This window comes from Streptomyces sp. NPDC057253, assembly GCF_042669125.1.
In the GTDB taxonomy this organism is placed as follows: domain Bacteria; phylum Actinomycetota; class Actinomycetes; order Streptomycetales; family Streptomycetaceae; genus Streptomyces.
Genome location: NZ_JBHUXV010000098.1, coordinates 16,938 through 36,920, shown reverse-complemented (window position 1 = coordinate 36,920; position 19,983 = coordinate 16,938). Strand labels below are relative to the sequence as shown.

13 protein-coding genes are annotated in these 19,983 nt (G+C 70.4%); 6 read left to right on the top strand and 7 right to left on the bottom strand.

The window, feature by feature from the left end; genetic code table 11:
- Positions 1 to 69: 69 nt before the first annotated feature.
- Complete coding sequence (locus ACFULQ_RS36715; protein WP_383552493.1) at positions 70 to 1,284, bottom strand: cytochrome P450; 1,215 nt, start codon at positions 1,282 to 1,284, stop codon at positions 70 to 72.
- A 98-nt stretch (positions 1,285 to 1,382) separates the two neighbouring features.
- Between ACFULQ_RS36715 and ACFULQ_RS36710 the strand changes: the two genes are divergently transcribed.
- Both ACFULQ_RS36710 and ACFULQ_RS36705 read left to right on the top strand, forming a co-directional pair.
- Positions 1,383 to 2,030, top strand: a complete 648-nt coding sequence (locus ACFULQ_RS36710) for a TetR/AcrR family transcriptional regulator (protein WP_383552490.1) — start codon at positions 1,383 to 1,385, stop codon at positions 2,028 to 2,030.
- Positions 2,031 to 2,894: 864 nt separating this feature from the next.
- Entirely contained in the window at positions 2,895 to 4,319 is a 1,425-nt protein-coding gene (locus ACFULQ_RS36705; protein ID WP_383552487.1) for an MFS transporter, read from the top strand.
- Positions 4,320 to 4,573: 254 nt separating this feature from the next.
- Here the strand turns inward: ACFULQ_RS36705 and ACFULQ_RS36700 are convergent, their stop codons facing one another.
- From ACFULQ_RS36700 to ACFULQ_RS36685, 4 genes are all read right to left on the bottom strand, one after another.
- Complete coding sequence (locus ACFULQ_RS36700) at positions 4,574 to 6,589, bottom strand: glycosyl hydrolase (RefSeq protein WP_383552484.1); 2,016 nt, start codon at positions 6,587 to 6,589, stop codon at positions 4,574 to 4,576.
- A 266-nt stretch (positions 6,590 to 6,855) separates the two neighbouring features.
- Positions 6,856 to 7,710, bottom strand: coding sequence for a carbohydrate ABC transporter permease (locus tag ACFULQ_RS36695; protein ID WP_383552481.1), 855 nt, complete (start codon positions 7,708 to 7,710; stop codon positions 6,856 to 6,858).
- The gene (locus ACFULQ_RS36690) at positions 7,707 to 8,684 is read right to left on the bottom strand and encodes a carbohydrate ABC transporter permease (protein ID WP_383552478.1); all 978 of its coding nucleotides are present in this window, start codon (positions 8,682 to 8,684) and stop codon (positions 7,707 to 7,709) included. Before ACFULQ_RS36690 ends, ACFULQ_RS36695 begins: the two co-directional genes overlap by 4 nt.
- Before the next feature lie 88 nt (positions 8,685 to 8,772).
- Complete coding sequence (locus ACFULQ_RS36685; protein ID WP_383552475.1) at positions 8,773 to 10,092, bottom strand: ABC transporter substrate-binding protein; 1,320 nt, start codon at positions 10,090 to 10,092, stop codon at positions 8,773 to 8,775.
- A gap of 283 nt (positions 10,093 to 10,375) precedes the next feature.
- On the opposite strand from ACFULQ_RS36685, the gene ACFULQ_RS36680 reads away from it, so the two are divergent.
- From ACFULQ_RS36680 to ACFULQ_RS36670, 3 genes are all read left to right on the top strand, one after another.
- Positions 10,376 to 12,775 carry a glycoside hydrolase family 2 protein gene (locus ACFULQ_RS36680; RefSeq protein WP_383552472.1) on the top strand — a complete coding sequence of 800 codons (2,400 nt, stop codon included), beginning with the start codon at positions 10,376 to 10,378 and terminating at the stop codon, positions 12,773 to 12,775.
- Positions 12,772 to 13,803: a LacI family DNA-binding transcriptional regulator gene (locus ACFULQ_RS36675; protein WP_383552469.1), complete on the top strand. Its 1,032-nt coding sequence runs from the start codon at positions 12,772 to 12,774 to the stop codon at positions 13,801 to 13,803. Before ACFULQ_RS36680 ends, ACFULQ_RS36675 begins: the two co-directional genes overlap by 4 nt.
- A 432-nt stretch (positions 13,804 to 14,235) precedes the next feature.
- Positions 14,236 to 15,141: an alpha/beta hydrolase gene (locus tag ACFULQ_RS36670; RefSeq protein WP_383552466.1), complete on the top strand. Its 906-nt coding sequence runs from the start codon at positions 14,236 to 14,238 to the stop codon at positions 15,139 to 15,141.
- On the opposite strand, the gene ACFULQ_RS36665 is transcribed toward ACFULQ_RS36670, so the two are convergent.
- Both ACFULQ_RS36665 and ACFULQ_RS36660 read right to left on the bottom strand, forming a co-directional pair.
- Positions 15,113 to 16,090 (bottom strand): helix-turn-helix domain-containing protein, encoded by a 978-nt coding sequence (locus ACFULQ_RS36665; protein WP_383552463.1) that lies wholly within the window; start codon positions 16,088 to 16,090, stop codon positions 15,113 to 15,115. The genes ACFULQ_RS36670 and ACFULQ_RS36665 overlap by 29 nt on opposite strands.
- 342 nt (positions 16,091 to 16,432) lie before the next feature.
- The gene (locus ACFULQ_RS36660; RefSeq protein ID WP_383552461.1) at positions 16,433 to 18,505 is read right to left on the bottom strand and encodes a glycogen debranching N-terminal domain-containing protein; all 2,073 of its coding nucleotides are present in this window, start codon (positions 18,503 to 18,505) and stop codon (positions 16,433 to 16,435) included.
- Between the two features lie 195 nt (positions 18,506 to 18,700).
- Between ACFULQ_RS36660 and ACFULQ_RS36655 the strand changes: the two genes are divergently transcribed.
- Entirely contained in the window at positions 18,701 to 19,750 is a 1,050-nt protein-coding gene (locus ACFULQ_RS36655; RefSeq protein WP_383552458.1) for a LacI family DNA-binding transcriptional regulator, read from the top strand.
- Positions 19,751 to 19,983 lie beyond the last annotated feature (233 nt).

Sequence of the window (19,983 nt, the reverse complement as noted above, 5' to 3'; positions counted from 1 at the left end):
GGTCCTTGCTTGTGTACGACGACGAGGCCTCGTCGTCGTACACAAGCAAGGACCGGCCGATAGTCGTGCTCAGTGGGCGGTCCCGGTATGCACCGGGATCTCCAGGGGACCGAAGATGCTGGACTCGTGGCGGAACCGGAGTTCGGAGACCGGCACGGCCAGGCGCAGACCGGGGACCCGCCTGGTCAGCGTTCCCAGGGCGATCTCCAGCTCCGCACGGGCCAGGTTCGCGCCGAGGCACAGATGGGGACCGAACCCGAACGCGAGGTGCTGCCGGCTCGCCTGGTCCGGGTCGATCACCTCAGGGTGCGCGACCGCCTCGGGGTCGTGATTGGCCGCGTTCGTCAACAGTAGCAAGCCGTCCCCGGCCCGGATGTGTCGGCCGTGCAGTTCGACGTCCTCGATGGCCACCCTGACGGTGACCTTCTCGGCGATCGTGAACCAGCGCAGCAGTTCCTCCACCACGTCGGGGACACGGTCGGGTTCGGTGCGTACGACCTCCCAGAGGTGGGGGCGCTGCAGGAGTGCGAGGGTGCCGAGCCCGATCATGCTCGCCGTGGTCTCGTGTCCCGCGACCAGCAGCAGGACACCCAGTTCCACCAGGTAGTCGTGTTCGGCGCCGTCCCGTGCCTGACGGCCGAGCAGGTCCTCGGTGGGGTGCCGTTCCTTGTCCGCGACCAGGGTGTGCATGTACTCGCGCAGCTCTTCGACCGCCGCAGCGCGTTCTTCCCGGCTCGCGGCGGCGGAGAGGAAGCGGCTCGACCGGTCTTCGAAGAACGCGTGATCACGGTAGGGCACGCCGATGAGTTCGCAGATGACCAGCGAGGGGACCGGCAGTGCCAGAACCTCGAACAGGTCGACGGGCTGCGTCGCCTCCAGCAGTCGGTCGATCCGCTCGTCGACCACCTGCTGGATCCTCGGTCGCAGCTGGTTGATCCTGCGCGAGGTGAACTCCTGGGTCACCGCGCGCCTGGCCTCGGGATGCTCGGGAGGGTCCATCGTGATGATGTTCCGTGGCACGTCACGCCGCCGGGCCGGCTGGCTGGCGCTGAGCATCGGATACCCCTCCCGCCTGCGATCGGTGCTGAACCGGACGTCGTTCAGCACCTCACGGACGACCGAGTGCCGGGCGACGGCCCAGACCTCGCGCCCGTCGTACAGCGTGGCGGGGAAGACGGGTTCGAGTGCCAGCATCCCGGCGTAGTCCCCAGGGGGTGCCAGTCCGTCCTCCCGGCGTACCGGCAGATGGACTGCGGGACAGGTCCGGTCGGAAGTCCCTTGCATGGGCGACCCCATCTCTAAGTGGACGAAATGTGTCCACTTGACGGTAGCTAAGCTGGACCCGATTGTCGAGGGACGGTCGCTCGCCGAAGGAGGAGCCCGTGGGGACGCGCCCGACAGGAGCCACGCCGACCAGGCTGCGCGGCGACGCGCGCCAGAACCGCGACCAGATCCTCCAGGCCGCCCGTCAGCAGTTCAGCCGGTACGGGTTCGACGTGGCCATGCAGGATGTGGCCCGCGCCGCCCAGGTGGGCGTCGGGACGCTGTACCGGAGGTTTCCGAGCCGGGAGGCACTGGTGAGCGCGGTCGTCCTCGACAGCCTGGAGCTGGCGATGGACCGCATACGCGAGGTGCGTGCCACGGAAGCGGATGCGTGGAGTGTGCTGGAGGAGGTGATGGCCGAGGCCGCCGCGCTGCAGCTCGCGATCGACGCGACCCTGCACGGCGCCGGGTCCCGCGCGGAGTTGCAGACGCCCGAAGTCCTGGCCGGGCGTCGGCGCCTCCTGGACCTTTTCGAGGAGATCGTGGACGCGGCCCGGTCCGAGGGGGCGTTGCGTGCGGACGTCGGCGTGGGCGATGTGGCCATGGCGGTCGCGATGCTCGGTGGCGTACGCCCTTCCGCCCTTCCGGAAGGCACTCACCGCCGACTGCTCGCCATGCTCATGGCCGGCCTGCGCGCCGGCGAGACGTTGTTCGCGCTGCCCGGAGAGCCGGTCACCCGCGACGACTACGAGTCCCGGACCCACTGAGCCCGGCGCCTCGCGGAAGCCGCACGCCAGGTGGTCCAGTGGTCTGGTGCGGTAGACGTCGAGCGGCTCGCGCAGGTTCGCGGCCACCTGCCGACCGGCACGTACCGGACCCGGGCAGCGCCCGCCGTCCGCGGAGGATCCATCCGCCACAAGCGTCCGTTCGCGGCATCCGCTGTCCCCGGTCCGGCATCCGAAGGGCGACCCGCTGTCGCCGTCCGGCACACAGACTCGATTGCCGCCGGGAGCCCGTCGATCACGGGCGCGCCCCGCCCGACCGTGCACGTTCCGCGAACCGTCCGTCGCCCGCCTGTGCAGCCGACCGCGGTCGGCGAGCCCGGTCGTCCTCGCCCGCGGGGGTTCCAGGCGACCCGCGTCGAGACGTCCGGATCCAGTGACTCGCCGGCTCCGGCCGCACCGGGCCATCGCCCCCTCGTACGGTCGCCAGGATCCGCGACAGCCGCCGGGCAGCACCTCACCGGCTGTGTCGCCGCGGTGCGCGACGAACAGGATCGCTTCACGAAGGCCCGCCCATCCCGCTAGGCCTGAACCTCCAGAGGCTCTGACCCAACTGCTGGGCGAGGGGGCCCAGTTCGCTTTTCCGAGCGGTGATCCCCTGCCGCTTCCGCGGGGGCCGGCCGAACCCGGCATCCCGCCGGAGCCGGACCTGCCCGACGATCCTCCGCACCATGGCCGGACCGCCCGTCCCGGGTCGCGACGCCGCCGGGCGGCGGAATCCGGCCCCGGAGGCCGAGGGCGGCTTCCCGCTTACGCACCCTTGACGGGCCGTATCACCGTCACTAACCTCCGAAGAAATTTCGCCAAGCGAAAAATGCGTGAAACGGTGACGACACAGGGAGATCGACAATGGCCATCACCGAGTCCGAGGTAGGGGCGAGACTGGATCGCCTCCCCATCTGGCCTCACCCGAAGTCCCTGCTGTTCATGCTGGGCGCCGGGTTCTTCTTCGCCTACTTCGAGGGTGTCAACATCGGTATCGCGCTCCCGGGCGCACTGGACCAGTTCAACGCCTCGCTCGGCGACGGCGCCCGGGTGATCAGCCTGGGCCTGTGGGGCACCCTGCTCGGGACGCTCAGCAGTGGCTACCTGTCCGACCGCAAGGGCCGTCGCGCCGCCCTGTTCTCCGGGGTCATGCTCTGCGGAGCGGGCTCACTGCTCAGCGCGTTCGCCCCGTCCCTGACGGTGTTCACCGGCGCGCGCTTCCTCGCCAACATGGGCTCCGCGGCGGCCGCGATCACCATCGGCTCCTACCTCAGCGAGCTCTCCCCCGCCGCCCGACGCGGCCGCCACGTGGCCACGGCCGTCATCCCCGGAATGGCCGGCCTGGCCAGCGTGCCGTTCATCGGCCTCGCCGTGGTGCCCGCATTCGACGCCGGCTGGCGGGTCATGCTGGTGATGCCGGCCCTGGCGGCGGTGATCTACCTGGCGGGGTACCGCGTGATGCCGGAGTCCCCGCGCTGGCTCGTCACCCATGGCCGTGCCGACGAGGCGGAGAAGGTCATCCGCAAGGCGGAGGACCACGTACGCAGCCGGATTCCGGGCGAACTGCCCCCGCTCGACACACGCCACAACGCGCTGCCCGGCACCACCCCGGACACCAAGGAGGGCGGCCAGACCCGGAAACTGTTCCAGGCCCCCAACCTGCGCTGGACGATCCTCTTCGCCCTGATCTGGTTCGGCTTCCAGGTCCCGGTGAAGTCCGTACTCGGACTCGGCGTCGAACTGCTGACCCGACGCGGCTTCGACATCGCCCAGAGCATCGCGCTCTCGATCGGCCTGAGCGTGGGTGTCGTCATCGGCGCGCTGCTGGCGTTCGCCGTCACCGACATGTTCCCCCGCAAACACTCGCTGGCGGCCATGACGGCGACCAGCGCGGTGCTGATCATCCTGATGGGGATCTTCCCGACCACGGCGTTGATCGTCGTGGCCTGGGTGGCCATGGGCATGGTGATCGGCTTCAGCACTCCCATCCTGAACCTGATCACCGCCGAGCACTTCCCGACCAGAATCCGCAACCGCGGCGCCTCGGTGTCCTCCGCACTCGGCGACCTCGGCGGGGTGGCCGGCCCCTACATCGCCGTGGCGGCGTTCAGCGCTGTCGGGTTCTCAGGAGCGTGGTTCGCCTTCGGCGGTTTCCTCCTCGTGCTGTTGATCCCGCTCGCGATGACCCGCAACACGAACGGGACGGCTCTCGAGAGCGTCACGCCCGGCGTGCCGACGGACGCGCCGGCCGGCAGCGAAGCAGGGCCGGTCACCCGCACCCCTGCGTAGATCTCCCCCCCATGGCCGATGAGCCGGACAGGCCCATGGACCCTCTCCGTGCGGTGGCCCATGCCCGCACGGAGATCGGTCTCGCCGGCCCGTTAGCATCGGGCCGCACCGGTGACGGCTCAAGCCGAGGGAGAGCAGGGGAACGGGGACAAGCCCGGCACGACGGCCGCGAGTCCCGTGTGCTCTCCCCTCCGTTCTGTTCGATACGACCGTGCGGTTCCCGGGCGTCCGGTCCGCGTCGGTCCCCTCAGCTGTCATACGGCCCTGATGTCGTCCACGTGGACGACCCCCTTGAGGGCCCCGCTGCTGCCGTGTCCGAGGTACAGGTTGAACGCCGTCACCTTGGCGAGATGAGCCGCGTCGAGCAGGGCGTCGGCGTGTGCGGTGTCCCAGGGGGCGGGCCTGAAGTCGCTGAAGAGTGCCTGGACCCGCTGCCCGGTGGTGTCGGACAGCGGAACCCCGTACTCGAAGTAGGCGCCGTCCGCGACGATCTGGAGGGTCGCGCCGTTCCCGGACCCGTCGCCTTGGAGCCACAGTTCCATGGAGGTGAAGGCGGACCAGTCGGCGTCCACGGACTTGCCGATGCCGGTGTACTCGGCGCTGGTGAAGTCGTAGGCGTAGGCCAGCCCGTAGGAGCCCGTGGCCCTGTGCTCGCCGGACAGGGTGGTGACGTTGGAGTTGACGTGGCTGTAGGCCTCGCTCAGGCTGACGTCGTCCCCGGCGTAGCCCTCGAAGTCGTCCACCCACCCGTCGGGCAGGGGCGCGACCTCGCCGAGGAGCACCACGGCCGAGTCGGTGAGCGTCCCGCCGTCCACCCGCGCGCTCACGGTCACGTCGGCCTTGCGGTTGTCGAGCCAGGCCGGGTCGACCGACCAGTCGCCCGAGTAGAAGCCGTCGGCGTCGAGGCGCAGCGGTCTGGGGCGTCCGCCGTTCACGGCCCAGGTGACCCGGCTCGCCCGCGCCGGGGTGACCCGCACCCGTACGGTGGTCCTGGTTGTCGTCACGCGCTGCCGGTCCGTGGGGGTCACCAGGTGCAGGAACGGCTCGTTCCCGACGGCGGTGGTGCGTGCGGAGAACACCCCCCGCAGATCGTCGGCGAAGACGGTGTAGGGGTCCTCGTAGTACGACACGAAGTCCGCCCACAGCGGATGGCCCGGGTAGGGCACATAGGCGCGGTTGGTGCCTCCGAAGTTGGCCCAGGTGAGCATGTACGTCGCCTGACGGGCCAGCGGGTCCGCCTCGACGGCGGCCGACAGCCGGGTGAACCACTTCACGTCGCGTCCCTCGGTGCCGCTCTCCCCGAACTCGCTGAGGGCCGGCGCCTTGCCCCGCTCGTTCGCCAGCCGAACCACCATGGCCAGGTCGTTCACCAGGCCGTTCAGCCAGCCGGCCGAGCCGGCCGAATCGTCGTAGGCGTCGTAGCCGAGGATGTCGACGAACCGGTCGCCGGGGTAGGTCCTGAGGTAGCCGGTCGGGTCGCCTCCGAAGCTCTGGTTGGGCGAGTAGGCGTAGAGCAGGTTGTGGACGCCTCTGGTGTCGCGCAGGTACTCGACGGTGAAGCGGTACAGCTCGATGTACTCCGCCGAGGTGGTGTGGCCCGCGCCCCACCAGAACCAGCCGCCGTTGTTCTCGTGGAAGGGGCGGAAGATCACCGGGATCTCGGTGCCGTCGGCTCGACGGGCGCCCTTGACCGCCTTGGCGACGCGGTCGAGGAACGCGGTGAACCGCGCGTGCTGCGCGCCTCCGGGGAGGATCCGGCCGACCACTCGGCCCGCTGTGTCGTTGAAGTTCCCGCCGGTGACGAAGTTCGGCATGTGTGCGCTGAGCGTGTTGATGCCGCCGCGGGCGTCGCCCTGTCTGATGACCCGGCTGAGCGCGGCGATGTTCTCGGCGTGGGTTCCGCCCTCGACGCCGGGACGCTCACCGCCGTCGAGGATGAGGGTGTCCCAGCCGAAGACGGCGGGGTAGTCACCCACCGCCGCCTTCGTGTCGGACGCCTTCCCGTTCGGGGTGCCGAAGGTGAAACCGTAGGTGAGATCGTGCTGGTGACCGAAGAGGATGCCCTTGCCCTGTTGGCGCTTCAGAAAGGCGAACAGGGAACGGGTGGCGGGGTTCGCCCCGTCGTCGACGAGCCGGACCTGCGTCGGCACGCCGGCGGACGTCCGGGGGGAAGGTGCGGCGGCGGCCTTCGACAGCTGGGAACCCGCTGCGACGGCGACCGAGGCACCGAGGAGGACGAACGCGCGACGGTTCAGGGGTGGGTTGGGCATGGACGTCTCCTTTGACGTGGGTAGCCCTGCTCAGGGGGAATGACTCGTTTCGGTGCAGTGGGTGAACGGCCCTCGCTGCCCTGGCCGACGTGCACCGCGCATCGGGTCGGCCTGGGCTGCGGGCAGCGTCGTGAAGGTGGAGCCGCGTCCGCCTCCCCGTGAACCGGTCCGGCGGGCACGGTCGTACGTCCGGTCTCGTGGAGCTGCTTCCGGCACGGTCGGCGGTGTCGGCGGCAGACCCGTCGCCGCCGGCCCTGCCCGCCCGTTCACTTCGTGGCGCCCCGTGCGAACCCGTTGTAGATGTAGCGCTGGAGGAAGAGAAAGACGACGAGCGTGGGCACGATGACGAGGATCGCGCCGGCCGAGATGGCCTCCCAGTGGGCGCCGAAGGGGCCCTTGAAGCGGAACAGGGCGGTGGAGATGGTGCCCAGGTCCTCGGAGGGCATGTAGAGGAAGGGGATGTAGAAGTCGTTGTAGACGGTGATGCCCTTGATGATGACGACGGTGGCGATCGCCGGTTTGAGCAGCGGGAAGATGATCCGCCAGTAGACGGTGAGCGCGTTCGCGCCGTCGAGCCGGGCGGCCTCGTCGAGGGAGACGGGGATGGAGCGGATGAACTGCAGGAAGATGTAGATGGACACGATGTCGGTGCCCATGTACAGCACGATCGGCGCCCACCGGGTGTCGAAGAGGCCGAAGCTGTTGACCACCTGGAAGGTGGCCACCTGCGTGGTCACGCCCGGCACCAGGGTGGCGACCAGGAACAGGCCCATGACCAGTCTCCGGCCGCGGAAGGTGAACCGGTCGATGGCGTACGCGGTCATCGAGCCGATGATCACGGTGCCGGTGATGGAGAACAGCAGGATGAACGCGGTGTTCCCGAACGCCGTGAGCATGTGCCCGTCGCTGAACGCGGTGGCGTAGTTGGACCAGTTGAGCCAGTCGTGGGGCAGACGGAACGCGCCTCCCCCGTCCGTCATCTCCTTCGACGTCTTGAGCGAGGTGAGGAAGACGACGACCAGGGGCACCAGGACCACCAGCGACGCGGCGGCCAGGGACAGATAGATGAGGACCGAACCGATGCGCCGGGGGCGCCGGCCGTCCACGGCGTTGGCTGTCATACGAGGTCCACCTTCTCGTCGGGCACGAGGCGGCGCTGGATCCAGGTGATCACCAGGATGATCAGGAGCAGGACGACCGCCGCGGCGGAGGCCAGGCCCGTCTTGTTGAACTGGAACGCGAGCTTCACCGTCTGGATGACGAAGGTCGTGGTGCCGGTGGCCCCGCCCGTCATGATGTAGGGGATCTCGAAGACCGAGAGGGACCCGGACACGGCGAGGATCACGCTGAGGCTGATCACGGGCTTGATGCTCGGCGCGATGAGGTACCGGAACTGGTGCCACCGCGTGGCGCCGTCGAGTTCGGCCGCCTCGTACAGTTCGCCGGGGATGGACTGGATCGCGCCCAGGAAGAGCACGAAGTTCAGTCCGGTGAAACGCCACACGGACACGCCCGCCAGGGAGACGTTGGCGGACGTCGGATCACCGAGCCAGGCGTGGTCGCCGCCCGCGCCGAACCAGGACAGCACCGAGTCGAGGGTGCCGCCGTCCTGGAAGAAGTAGAGGAAGACGAAGCCGATGGCGACGCCGTTGATCAGATAGGGAAAGAACAGGATTCCCTTGAAGAGGTTGCGCAGGCGCAGGTCGAAGCTGAGGACGGTCGCGAAGTACAGGGCGATGACGATCTGCACGGCGGAGGCGGCCAGGTAGTAGAAGCTGACCAGGAAAACCCGGAACAGCTCGGGACGGGTGAACAGTTCGGTGTAGTTCCCGGCGCCGACAAGGTGGATCTCCGGGCTGACGCCGTCCCAGTCGGTGAAGCTGTAGTAGATCATGTTGGCCACGGGCACGTAGGTGAACGTGACCAGCAGGGCCAGCGGGGCCAGCAGGAACAGCCAGGGGGTGGCCCTGCTCAGCGGGCCGCGTCCACGCCGGGGACTCCTCGTCGCCGTCCGGCGCGCCCTGCCGCTGGACGCGCGGGCGACGGTGCTCTCCTCGCCCACGCGTGCGGTGGGCGTCTGTGTGGTGGGGGTCATGTCGGCCTTTCGGTCGTCCGCTGGATGCGGTCGGCGGGCTGGACCCGGAAGCGGGGAGGCTTTGGCCGGGTCCGCGCGCCGCGCTCCGTCAGGAGCCCGCGGTCTTCTCCGCCTCGCTCCACTTCTTGTCGAGGTCGGCGAAGTAGTCCTTCAGGCTGCCGCTCTGGACACCGCGGGCCATGTCGACCAGCTTCTGCCGGTAGTCGGGCTTGGCCAGGCCGATCTCGGCTTCGTTGTCGATGGCGTTGACCTGGGCGCTCTTGGCCTGGGACTGTTCGAGGAGAGTGACACCGTTGTCTTCGAAGGGCTTCAGGGTGTCCGGCAGGGCGCCCGACTTGAGCGTCGGGATCGAGCCCTCGTTCTGGGCGAAGCCGGACTTCTCGGTGAACCAGTCGACCCACGCCCGCGCGGCGGCCTTGTGCGTCGAGTGGACGCTCACCGCCTGCTGGTAGTCGGACGACGTGATCGCGCAGAACTTGCCGTTCTTCTGCGCCGGGAACGGCATGAACCCGATGTCGTCGGGGTTCGTCCCGGCGGTCTCGGCCGCGTTCTGCATCTGGCTGATGGCCCAGGAGCCGAGCTGCATGGTGGCGATCTGCCCGCGGGCGATCATCCCCTTGGAGTTCTCCCAGTTGGTGGTGGTGGGGTCCTTCTCGACGAGCTTGTCGTGGACGACGTCGTAGAGCAGGGTGTCGATGACGTTGAGGTCGCTGCCCTCGGCCCAGGGGGCGCTGGAGGTCGCCAGCTTGTCGTTGGCCTGCGCGTCGCAGCTGACCGAGCCGATGCTCGCGGTGCCGGCGGTCAGCGGCCACATGTCCTTGAAGTTCGTGTAGTACGGCACCGCGCTCGTCTTGGCCTTGACGGCCTTGAGGTCGGTCAGGAACTCCTGCGGGGTGGTGGGCCAGGCGGTGATGCCGGCCTTCTTCCAGACCGCCTTGTTGTAGACGAACCCGTTGGCGTTGCCCACGGTGGCGAGGCCGTACACCTTGCCGCCGACAGTCGTGTTGCCGGTGAAACGGTACTTCTGGCTCAGTTCGGCGGTGCCGCCGAGGGAGGCGAAGAACGAGGGGTAGTCCTTCTTGGCGATCGCGTTCGGGATCATCAGCACGTCACCGTAGTTCTTGGTGTTCATGCGGATCTTGACCTCGCCCTCGTAGTCGGTGATGCCCTCGAACTTCACCGTCACCTTGGGATAGGACTTGTTGAAGGCGGCCGCGTACTTCTTCATCGTGCCGTTCTGGACGAGGTCCGTGCGGTGCGTCAGGACCGTGATGGTGCCGGACACGCTGTCCGGGTCCTTCGCCGCGGCGGCGGACTCCCCCTTGGTCGCCGCCGCCCCCGTGCATCCCGTCGCCGTGAGCGCCGTGACGGCGATCAGTGTGGCGACGGCGAGCGTCTTCCTCCCCATATGCGCAGCTCCTTCCAGATTTGCGGCTCAGGCCCGCCTTTGGGCTGTCGGCACTATGGCACCGCTGGATTGAACCGGTAAAGCTGTCGGTTCCATCGCGATACCCAATCGTTACCTGAGCGCTCCAAGATGGAGCCGTATCGGCAGCTGAAAGGGGCTAAAGGCGACAAACAACACCAGATCGGCGAGGACTAGACCGGTTTATGGACATCCCTGGAACGGGCAGCTAGGTTGGCTGGGCCGTCACCGGAACCGACCTTGCCTCACGTGAGGGGAGCCGCACATGAAGGACGTCACCCAGCTCAGCGACGGGTGGGGGCTGCGCCACGAGGACACGGTGCTGCCCGCCCGGGTACCGGGCTGCGTGCACACCGACCTGCTGGCCGCGGGGATCATCTCCGACCCTTTCATCGGCGCCAACGAGCACGCCATCGCCTGGGTCGGCGACCAGGCCTGGGCCTACACCGCCCGCCTCACGGCCGACACCGCGCACGAGCGCACGGACCTGGTCTTCGACGGTCTCGACACCGCGGCCGAGATCACCCTCGACGGCAAGGTGCTCGGCCGGACCCGCAACATGCACCGCACCCACCGGTTCGACGTCACCGGCCGCGCCGGAGAACTCCAGGTGTGCTTCACTCCGGCCCGCGAGGAGGCGGAGGCCGTACGCAAGACGGTCGGCGACCGGCCGAACGTCTATCCGGAGCCCTCCCAGTACATCCGCAAGATGGCGTGCAGCTTCGGCTGGGACTGGGGTCCCACCGTCGTCACCGCCGGGATCTGGCGGCCCGCACGACTGGAGCACTGGTCGACCGCCCGGATCGCCCAGGCCCGGCCCGTCGTCACGGTCACCGGGGCACAGGGCCGTGTCGAGATCCACCTCACGGTGGAACGCACCGGCGGCGGCGCCGGACGTCTCCTGACCGCGCGGGCGTCGGTGGCCGGAACGGACACCGAGGTCACCTTCGCGGACGGACACGCCCTGCTCGTGCTGGACGTTCCCGAGCCGGAGCTGTGGTGGCCGCGCGGGTACGGGAAGCAGCCGCTGTACGACCTGACGGTCACCCTTGCCGACGGCGAGGACACACTGGACACCTGGCGGCGGCGCATCGGCTTCCGCACCGTCGAACTGGACCGCACCCCCGACGCGTACGGCACCGGCTTCACCCTGGTCGTCAACGGGGTACGCCTCTTCGCGCGCGGCGTGAACTGGATCCCCGACGACGTCCTGCCCTCCCGCGTCACCCCGGAGCGCTACCGGCACCGCCTCACCCAGGCCGCGGACGCCAACGTCGACCTCGTGCGCGTCTGGGGCGGCGGCATCTACGAGGACGACGCCTTCTACGACGTGTGCGACGAACTCGGGCTCATGGTCTGGCAGGACTTCCTGTTCGCCTGCTCCGCCTATCCCGAGGAGCAGCCACTGCGCGGCGAGGTGGAGGCCGAGGCCCGGGAGAACGTCGTACGGCTGATGCCGCACCCCTCGCTGGTGCTGTGGAACGGCAACAACGAGAACCTGTGGGGATTCAGGGACTGGGGCTGGGAGCCCGAGCTGGCCGGTGACTCCTGGGGCGGGGGGTACTACCTGGAGCTGCTGCCGCGGGTCGTCGCCGAGTTGGACCCGACCCGGCCGTACACGGCGGGCAGCCCCTGGTCCGGTTCCTGGGACCACCACCCCAACGACCCGGCGCACGGCACCCACCATTCCTGGGAGGTGTGGAACCGGAGGGACTACGCGGAGTACCGCGACAGCGTGCCGCGCTTCGTCGCCGAGTTCGGCTGGCAGGCGCCGCCCGCCCTGGCCACCCTGCGGCGTGCCCTGCCCGGCGAGGACCTCGCCCCCGACTCGCCCGGCATGCTCCACCACCAGAAGGCCGAGGACGGCAACGGCAAACTCGACCGCGGGGTCGCCCGTCACTTCGCTCTCCCGAAGGGCACCGGGGCCGGTTTCGACCGCTGGCACTACCTGACCCAGCTCGTCCAGGCCCGGGCCGTCGCCGCCGGAATCGAGCACTGGCGCTCCCACTGGCCGCGCTGCGCCGGCACCGTCGTCTGGCAGCTGAACGACTGCTGGCCGGTCAGCTCCTGGGCGGCCGTCGACGGCGACGGACGGCTCAAGCCGCTCTACCACGAGCTGCGCCGCCTGTACGCCGACCGGTTGCTCACCCTCCAGCCCGCCGCGGACGGTGTCGCGCTGTGCCTCGTCAACCAGGCGGCCGTCCCCTGGCGGGCCGAGGTCACCGTACGCAGGGCAGCGGCCGACGGGACGGTGACGGCCCGGGTGCCGCTCACCGTGGAGGTGGGCGCTCGTGACGCGGTACGGACGCCGCTGCCCGCGGACCTGCTCGGGCTGGACGGGGAGTTCCTGGTCGCGGACGTGGACGGGCTGCGCGCGGTGCACTTCCCCGTACCGGACCGTGACTTCCCCTACGTGCGCCCGGACTTCGACGTACGGGTGGAGTCCGTCCCCGGTGCTGCCGATACAGTCGACGTCGTGGTCAGCGCACACACCCTGGTCAGGGACCTCCTCCTGCAACCCGACCGGCTCGCCCCCGACGCCGTGTCCGACACCGGCCTCGTCACCCTGCTCCCCGGCGAGGAGGGCAGAATCCGCGTCGACGGCTGGGCCGGGCCCGACGCGGAACAGGCCCGTGCGGCGATCTTCTGTGTGGAACCGTCGTGAGCGCACCCACGCAACGCGTCACCATCAAGGACGTCGCCGCCCTGGCCGGTGTGTCGAAGGGCGCGGTGTCGCTCGCGTTCAACGGCAGGCCCGGGCTGTCCGTCGCCACCCGGGACCGCATCTTCCAGGCGGCCCGGGAACTGGGATGGACGCCCGACGTACGGGCCCGCAGCCTATCCTCCGGCGCCGAGGTGGACACCATCGGGCTGGCGATCTGCCGGCCGGCCCGCCTGCTCGGCCTCGAACCCTTCTACATGGAGTTCATCTCCGGGGTCGAAAGTGTGCTGGTCGAGCGGTCCTGCTCGCTCCTGCTGCACCTGGTGCGGGATGTGGACGAGGAGATCGCGCTGCAGCAGAGATGGTGGCGGGGCCGGCAGATCGGCGGGTCCATCCTGGTCGACTTCAGCGAGAACGACCCTCGTGTGCCGGCACTGCGCGCCGTCGGGCTGCCCGCGGTGGCGGTCGGTCACCCGTCGCTGACAGGCGGATTCACCTCGGTGTGGACGGACGACGCCACCGCCGCCACCGAGGCCGTACGGTATCTGGCCGCCCTCGGCCATCGCCGCATCGCCCGGGTCGGCGGACCCACCGGGCTCGGCCACAGCGCCATCCGCGCGAAGGCGTTCGCCGAGGCCATGCGGGACCTGGGCCTCGCCGACGACCTCCAGATCGCCACGGGCTACGAGGGCGAGGAAGGAGCGCGCGCCACCCGTTCTCTGCTGCTCATGACCGACCGTCCGACGGCGATCCTCTACGACAACGACATCATGGCCGTCGCGGGAGCCGCCGTCGCAGCGGAACTGGGCGTCTCGGTGCCGGGTGACCTCTCCCTGCTCGCCTGGGACGACTCCCAGCTGTGCCGGCTGACCCACCCGCCGCTGTCCGCGATGAGCCACGACGTGCACGGGTTCGGCGCCGACGTGGCCCGGACCCTGTTCGCGGTCATCGCCGACGAGGAACCCGCGTCCCACCAGGTCGCCACCCCCTCGCTCACCCCCCGCGGCTCGACGGCACCGCCGCCGCGGTAGGGCCGCGGCCTGCGGTGGAGGTCTCCCGGGGCCGGGGCCGACCACACCGAGGCAGCGCCGGCACCCGGCCCGTGCCCGGCGCCGCTTCGGGAAGCGGCCAGGTCCGGCCTTGGGGACCAACGGAACAGTCGGTATCGGTGAGATTGGCTTCCTGGACGACGTGGACCGTGATGTGCGCATCGCCGGGTTCCGGATGGGGCGGGTGAAGCCGGACAAGCTCCCGCCGAACCGGCTCTCCTGGGGGTGGGCGGCATGCTCGGCCGCCCGTTCGCCGACGGGTACATGTCCGCGAACATCTCAGCCGGGAACAGCTCGCCGCGATGCCCGGTCAGGAACATCGCACTCCCGCGGTGGCGGGTGTTGCGCGCGAGCGCACATGCGGTTGCGCGTCCGGAGCAGCACCGCCTCCCGCCCCCGTCCATGCTCGGAGCCATGCGAAACGACATCGAATTCCGGACCACCGACGGGACTCTGCTGCGCGGCTGGCACTACGTACCCGAGGGCCCCGGTCCTTTCCCCACCGTGGTCATGGCCACCGGCCTCTCCGGCGTCAAGGAGGGGGGACGCCTGCCCGACCTGGCCGAACGGTTCGCGGCGGCCGGCCTGGCCGCCGTCGTCTACGACCACCGCAACCTCGGCACCAGCGAGGGCACCCCGCGCCAGGAGATCGACCCGCTCCTGCAGATGCGCGACTACAGCGACGCCGTGACCTTCGCGGAGACCTTGCCGCAGACCGACCTGGAGCGCATCGGGGCCTGGGGCTCCAGCCTCTCCGGCGGACATGTGATCGTCCTCGCCGGCCAGGATCGCCGCGTGCGCGCCATCGTCGCCCAGGTGCCCATGGTCAGCGGCCGCGAATGCGGCCAGCGGCTGGTGCCCGCGCCGGCACTCGCCGCGGCGGCGGCCTTCCAGCGGGCCGACCGCGGGGCGCGCATGGCGGGCGAGGCTCCCGCGATGATCCCCGTGGCCTCCCCCGACCCCACCGCCCCGGCCGCCCTGCCGACCCCGGACTCCTGGGAGTTCGTCCAGACGCACAACGACCTCCCCACCTATCGCAACGAAGTGACTCTCCGCAGCATGGAGCTGCTGACCGGCTACGAACCGGGCCTGCTCATCGAGCGCGTCAGTCCCACCCCCATGTTGATGATCGTCGCGGAGGACGACCTCGTCTGCCCGCCGGAGCTCCAGTTCGCCGCCTACTCCCGCGCCCACGAGCCCAAGAAGTACGTCAGCATCCGCGGCGGCCACTTCGACGTCTACCGTGACGCCCCTGCCTTCGACCGGGCGGCGGAGGCGGCCGTCGCCTTCTTCACGGAGCACCTCGGCGCTGCCGGCTGAGGGCCGTCGCGCGCACCTCGCGCGGGCTCGCACCGTAGCGTTCGTGGAACGAGCGACTGAAGTGTCCGGCGTTGGCGAACCCGACGGCGAAGGCGATCTCTGTGACACCGCGGCCGTCGGCCCGGCTCAGCTCCACATGGGCGCGGCCGAGGCGGAGGGCCTTGACGTATCCCCGCACCGTGTGCCCTCGCTGGGCGAACACGTCCTGGAGGGTGCGCAGCGGCACCTTCAGTTCGGCGGCCAGGACCCCGGGGCTCAGATCCGGGTCCTCCAGCCGTCCCTCGACATGGGCGCAGGCACGCTTGAACAGCGCGGCCTGAAGTGCCGCCCGCCCGTGCAGCACCCGCGGCCGCAGACATGCCACCAGCAGTTCGGCGAGGGCGCGGGACGAGGCGTGCCGCCCCGTGTCGTCCAGCTCCGGCGCGTAGCGGGCCACATCGGCCGTCACCGCCCGGAACAGGCCGACAGCGGGGTCCGCGGACGGCAGCTCGACCATCGGGCGGGCGTCGAGAGTCGGGCACAGCGTGGAGAGGAACTCGCGCGGGAAGAAGACACTGCGCTTGTGGTCCTTCTTCTTGATGTCGAACCAGACCGGTGCCGTGCTGTCCCACACCACGACGCCACCCGGCCGGAGTTCCACCGTCTCCTCGCCGCCACCGATGACCATGCGTCCCCGGAGCTGGATCAGGGCGACGATCCATTCGTCCTCGGTACGCGCGATCTCCTCCGGCCCGCGCCGCCCGCCCACCGGAGCCGCCGCGGACTCCACGATCCGGGACCGCGTCAGTTCGTGAGCGCGCATCCACCCGATCTCGCCACCGCCCGGCCGGCAGTCACCGGGCTCCCGGGACTCCAGCCGCCACGGGACATGGACGGCGGACAGCACGTCCTGTTCTCGTGTGCGGCCGTCGCGCGCGACCGGCCGGATCCGCGTCGCTCCGGTAGCCATACGACCAGTGAAACACACCCGCTTCTCTCTGTACGCCGCCGAGGAACGGCACCTCCACCCCGATGCCGCCGGCCCGCTCCCGCCACGCCTCGGTCCGCTCCCTGGGGCGATACGCCCGCCCCGGCGTCGACTCGGTCGCCTGACACGTCGCCGACGACCCCGCCGCACGTCGCCGCACATGACACCTCTCGTTTCCAGCTGGGGTGGCACGCGCATCGCGATCGAACAGCACCCGGGTGGCTGGTGTTTCCACGCCTCTGCAGTTGGGCGAGGAAGGTGTCGATGATCGTGCGGAGATCTTCGGCGCCCCAACCCGCCTTGAGAAAGGAGGGGTGTTGCTGGTCACGACTGATCGATGACCAGTGTCATGCCTTCCGGCGCCACCGTGCTTGCTGCGCCGTCCGCTGCGACGGTGACCTCCAGCGGGCCGGCGGCCACCCGAAGCCCCGTCACCGTCAGCGGGCCGTACTCGTGTGCGAAGGTGGGGGCGACCGTCACCGTGCCGCCGGGGACGTCCGCGTCGAGGCCCAGGGCGGCCTGGAGCACGAGGACCGACGATGCCGCGGCCCATGCCTGCGGTCGGCAGGAGGCGGGGTAGGGCGCGGGGCGTGCGCCGGCTTCGGCGCTGTGGCCGGCGAACAGTTCGGGCAGGCGGGCGTCGAAGTGGGCGGAAGCGTCCAGCAGGCCGGAGGCGAGCGATGCCGCCGCCTGGGGGAAGCCGGCCCGGACGAGGCCGTGTACGGCGATGGCTGTGTCATGGGGCCAGATCGAACCGGTGTGGTAGCCGTAGGGGTTGAAGCCCCCTGAGGCGCTGCTCAGGGTGCGCAGTCCGTGGCCGGAGTCGAGGTCCGGGTCGGTGAGCCGGGCGGCCAGCAGCGCGCTCTCCTCGTGGTTGAGCAGGCCGGTGCCGAGCAGGTGGCCGAAGCCCGAGGTCACCGAGTCGACGGGGCGCCCGTCACGGTCCAGGGCGACGGCCGGGTAGGGGCCGTGCGCGTCCTGCACCCAGAACCGCTCGCGGAAGCGGTCGGCCAGCTGTTCGGCCCATTCCTCCCATACGTCGGCTCCCGGGCGGTCGAAGGCCCGCAGCAGGGCCGCTCCGCCGACTGCGGCCTCGTAGGCGTACGCCTGGACCTCGCACAGGGCGATCGGCGGCTCGGCGAGGCGGCCGTCGCGGTGGCGGATGGAGTCGTCGTGGTCCTTCCAGCCCTGGTTGGCAAGGCCCCGGCCGGTCTGGTCGACGTACTTGAGGAAGCCGTCGCCGTCCGCGTCAGCCTGTGCGCGCATCCAGGCCAGTGCCGACTCGGCGTGGGGCAGGAGTTGTTCGACGTCCTCGGGGGCCAGGCCCCAGCGCCAGGCGTCGTGCAGCAGGGTGATCCACAGGGGGGTGGCGTCCACCGTGCCGTAGTAGAGCGGCGGCAGGACGAGCGTGTCGCTGAACTGCTGGGTGGTGCGCCGTACTTCGTGCAGGATCTTGCCGGGCTGTTCCTCGGTGGTCGGGTCGGTGACGGCACCCTGGCGGCGCGCGAGGGTGCGCAGGGTGCCGGCGGCCAGGTCGGTGCCCAGGGGCAGCAGCATGCGGGCCGCCCAGATGGCGTCGCGGCCGAAGAGGGTCAGGTACCAGGGCGCGCCGGCGGCCAGGAACTGATCGGCGCGTGCTGTCGCGTTGTCGCCGGAGAGCGGGTCGGCCAGACGCAGCCGGTCCAGGTCGGCGAGCGACTGCTGCAGCCAGCGGTCGAAGCGCCGGTCGGCGCTGCGCAGGACGGGCGCACTCCAGGGCACCTGGCCGGCGGGCGGGGCCGGGAACTGGTCACCGTCGGTGTGCATGGCTGTGCAGGTCAGGAGCATGGTGTGCGACTGGCCGGGGGCCAGTTCGATGTCGTACGACAGCTGTCCGGCGGCAGCGTCCAGGGTGTCGGGCGCCGGGGTGCTGTGCAGGCGCACCGCGAAGCGGTCGCGTGACCAGAGCAGTCCGTCCGCCACGGCCTGGGGCGGTATGTGTTCCAGGAGGTGGCCGGCCTTGACCTTCTCCATCGGCGCGAGGTCGGTGGCGGCCTGGACCGTGAGCCGGAGGCGGACCGGCCGCGCGCCGGCGTTGCTGACCTCGAAGGTCTCCTCCAGGCGGCCGGAGGTGACGGTACGGCGCCGGTGCAGGGCGACCACCGGGTCCTCCGTCATCTCGCCCAGTCCCCGAAGGACCGCCCGGAAGTCCGCCCGGTCGGCGCCTTGCAGCCCGCCGGAGACAGGTGCGAGCACCGCGTTCGAGGCGGTGACGGCCAGCTGGGAAAGGGCCCTGTTGTCGCCATGGTAGAAGCCGTCCGCGCCGCCGGTGAGCTGCCCGTTCGTGGGCGAGATGACGAAGCTCGGCGCGTACAGCGTGACGACGGCGTCGTGCAGGAACGGCTGCAGGCCGTGCACCGCGGCCCCTGGGGCGGTGGCGGAAATGTTTCCGTCGTGGGTCTTGACAGTGACGTCCAATGGGGCGCAACCTCTCGTTCATTAAATCGATAAAAGAACCCTAACCACGAGCTCGCAGGGCTGACAAGCCGCTCTGAATCGCTTAAATAGATCCACGCCCAGCTTGTTCCAGCCCGACCGATCCTGGAGATCGCCATGCCCCGCTCTCCCCGCAGTTCCCCGGCCAAGGGCCCGGTGACCATCGCCACGGTTGCCGCCCGGGCCGGTGTCTCCGCGCCGACCGTGTCCAACGCGATCAACGCGCCGGAGAAGCTGCGTCCCGAGACTCTGGAACGGGTGCTTCGTGCGATCGACGAGACGGGCTACCGCCCCAGCCGCGCCGCCCAGACACTGCGCACCCGCTCCAGCAAGCTCATCGGCTACGGCGTCCGGCCCACCCCGCCCGGCACCACGGCCCCCGTCATGGACCGCTTCCTGCACGCCCTGTCCGAGGCCGCCGACGAGGCCGGTTACCGCATCCTGCTGTTCGCCTCACCGCCCGGCGGCGCGAGCCTCAAGGGCTATGAGGAACTCCTCGACCAGCACGACGTCGACGCCTTCGTGCTCAGCGACACCGACGAACGGGGCGACCCGCGCCAGCCCTGGCTGGACAAGCAGGACGTGCCCTTCGTCGCCTTCGGCCGGATGTGGTCCAAGCGGCAGATCGGCGACTGGGTCGACGTGGACGGCGCCGCCGGTACCGACGCGGCGGTGGAACACCTGATCTCCCTCGGGCACCGCAAGATCGCGTTCCTGGGCTGGCAGCGCGGCTCAGGCGTCGGTGACGACCGAGCCGAGGGCTGGCAGCGGGCCATGCGACGGCACAATCTGCCGATACGGGGGCGGCGGGCAGAGAGCGCCGACGACGTGGATGCCGCTCGCACCGCCGTCAAACCGCTGCTGGACGCGGGCGCCACCGCCGTGGTGGCGGCCACCGACACCCTCGCACTGGGCTGCTACTACGCCCTGCGCGAGCGCGGGACCACACCGGGCCGGGAGGTCGCCGTGGTCGGCTTCGACGACTCGCCGACCGCCGGCATCCTCTCGCCCGGCCTGACCACACTCGCCCAGCCGCTGGAGGCGGTCGGCCGGGAGTGCGTCCGACTGCTCCTGGCGCGGTTGGCCGACCCGGACGCGCCGCCGGAGCGGGTCCTGCTGGAGCCGTCCCTGGTCATCCGCGACAGCACGCCCGCACCGGACGTGTGAGCGAAAGGGGCTGAGCCGCCATGTCCCTGTGTACGACGCACCACCCCGGCCGAGCCGGCCAAGGTGGTCCACCGCGGCAACGCGCCCATCCCGTATCGCGGGTGCGTTCCCCGACGGCCGGTGTGCCGGGCATCCCTGACCTGCCTGGTCCACCGGTTCGACCGCGGCGCCCCGCGCCCTCCCTGCCCCGTGCGCGGGGCGCCGCCCAGACAAAGCCATGCCAGGCCGGCCGT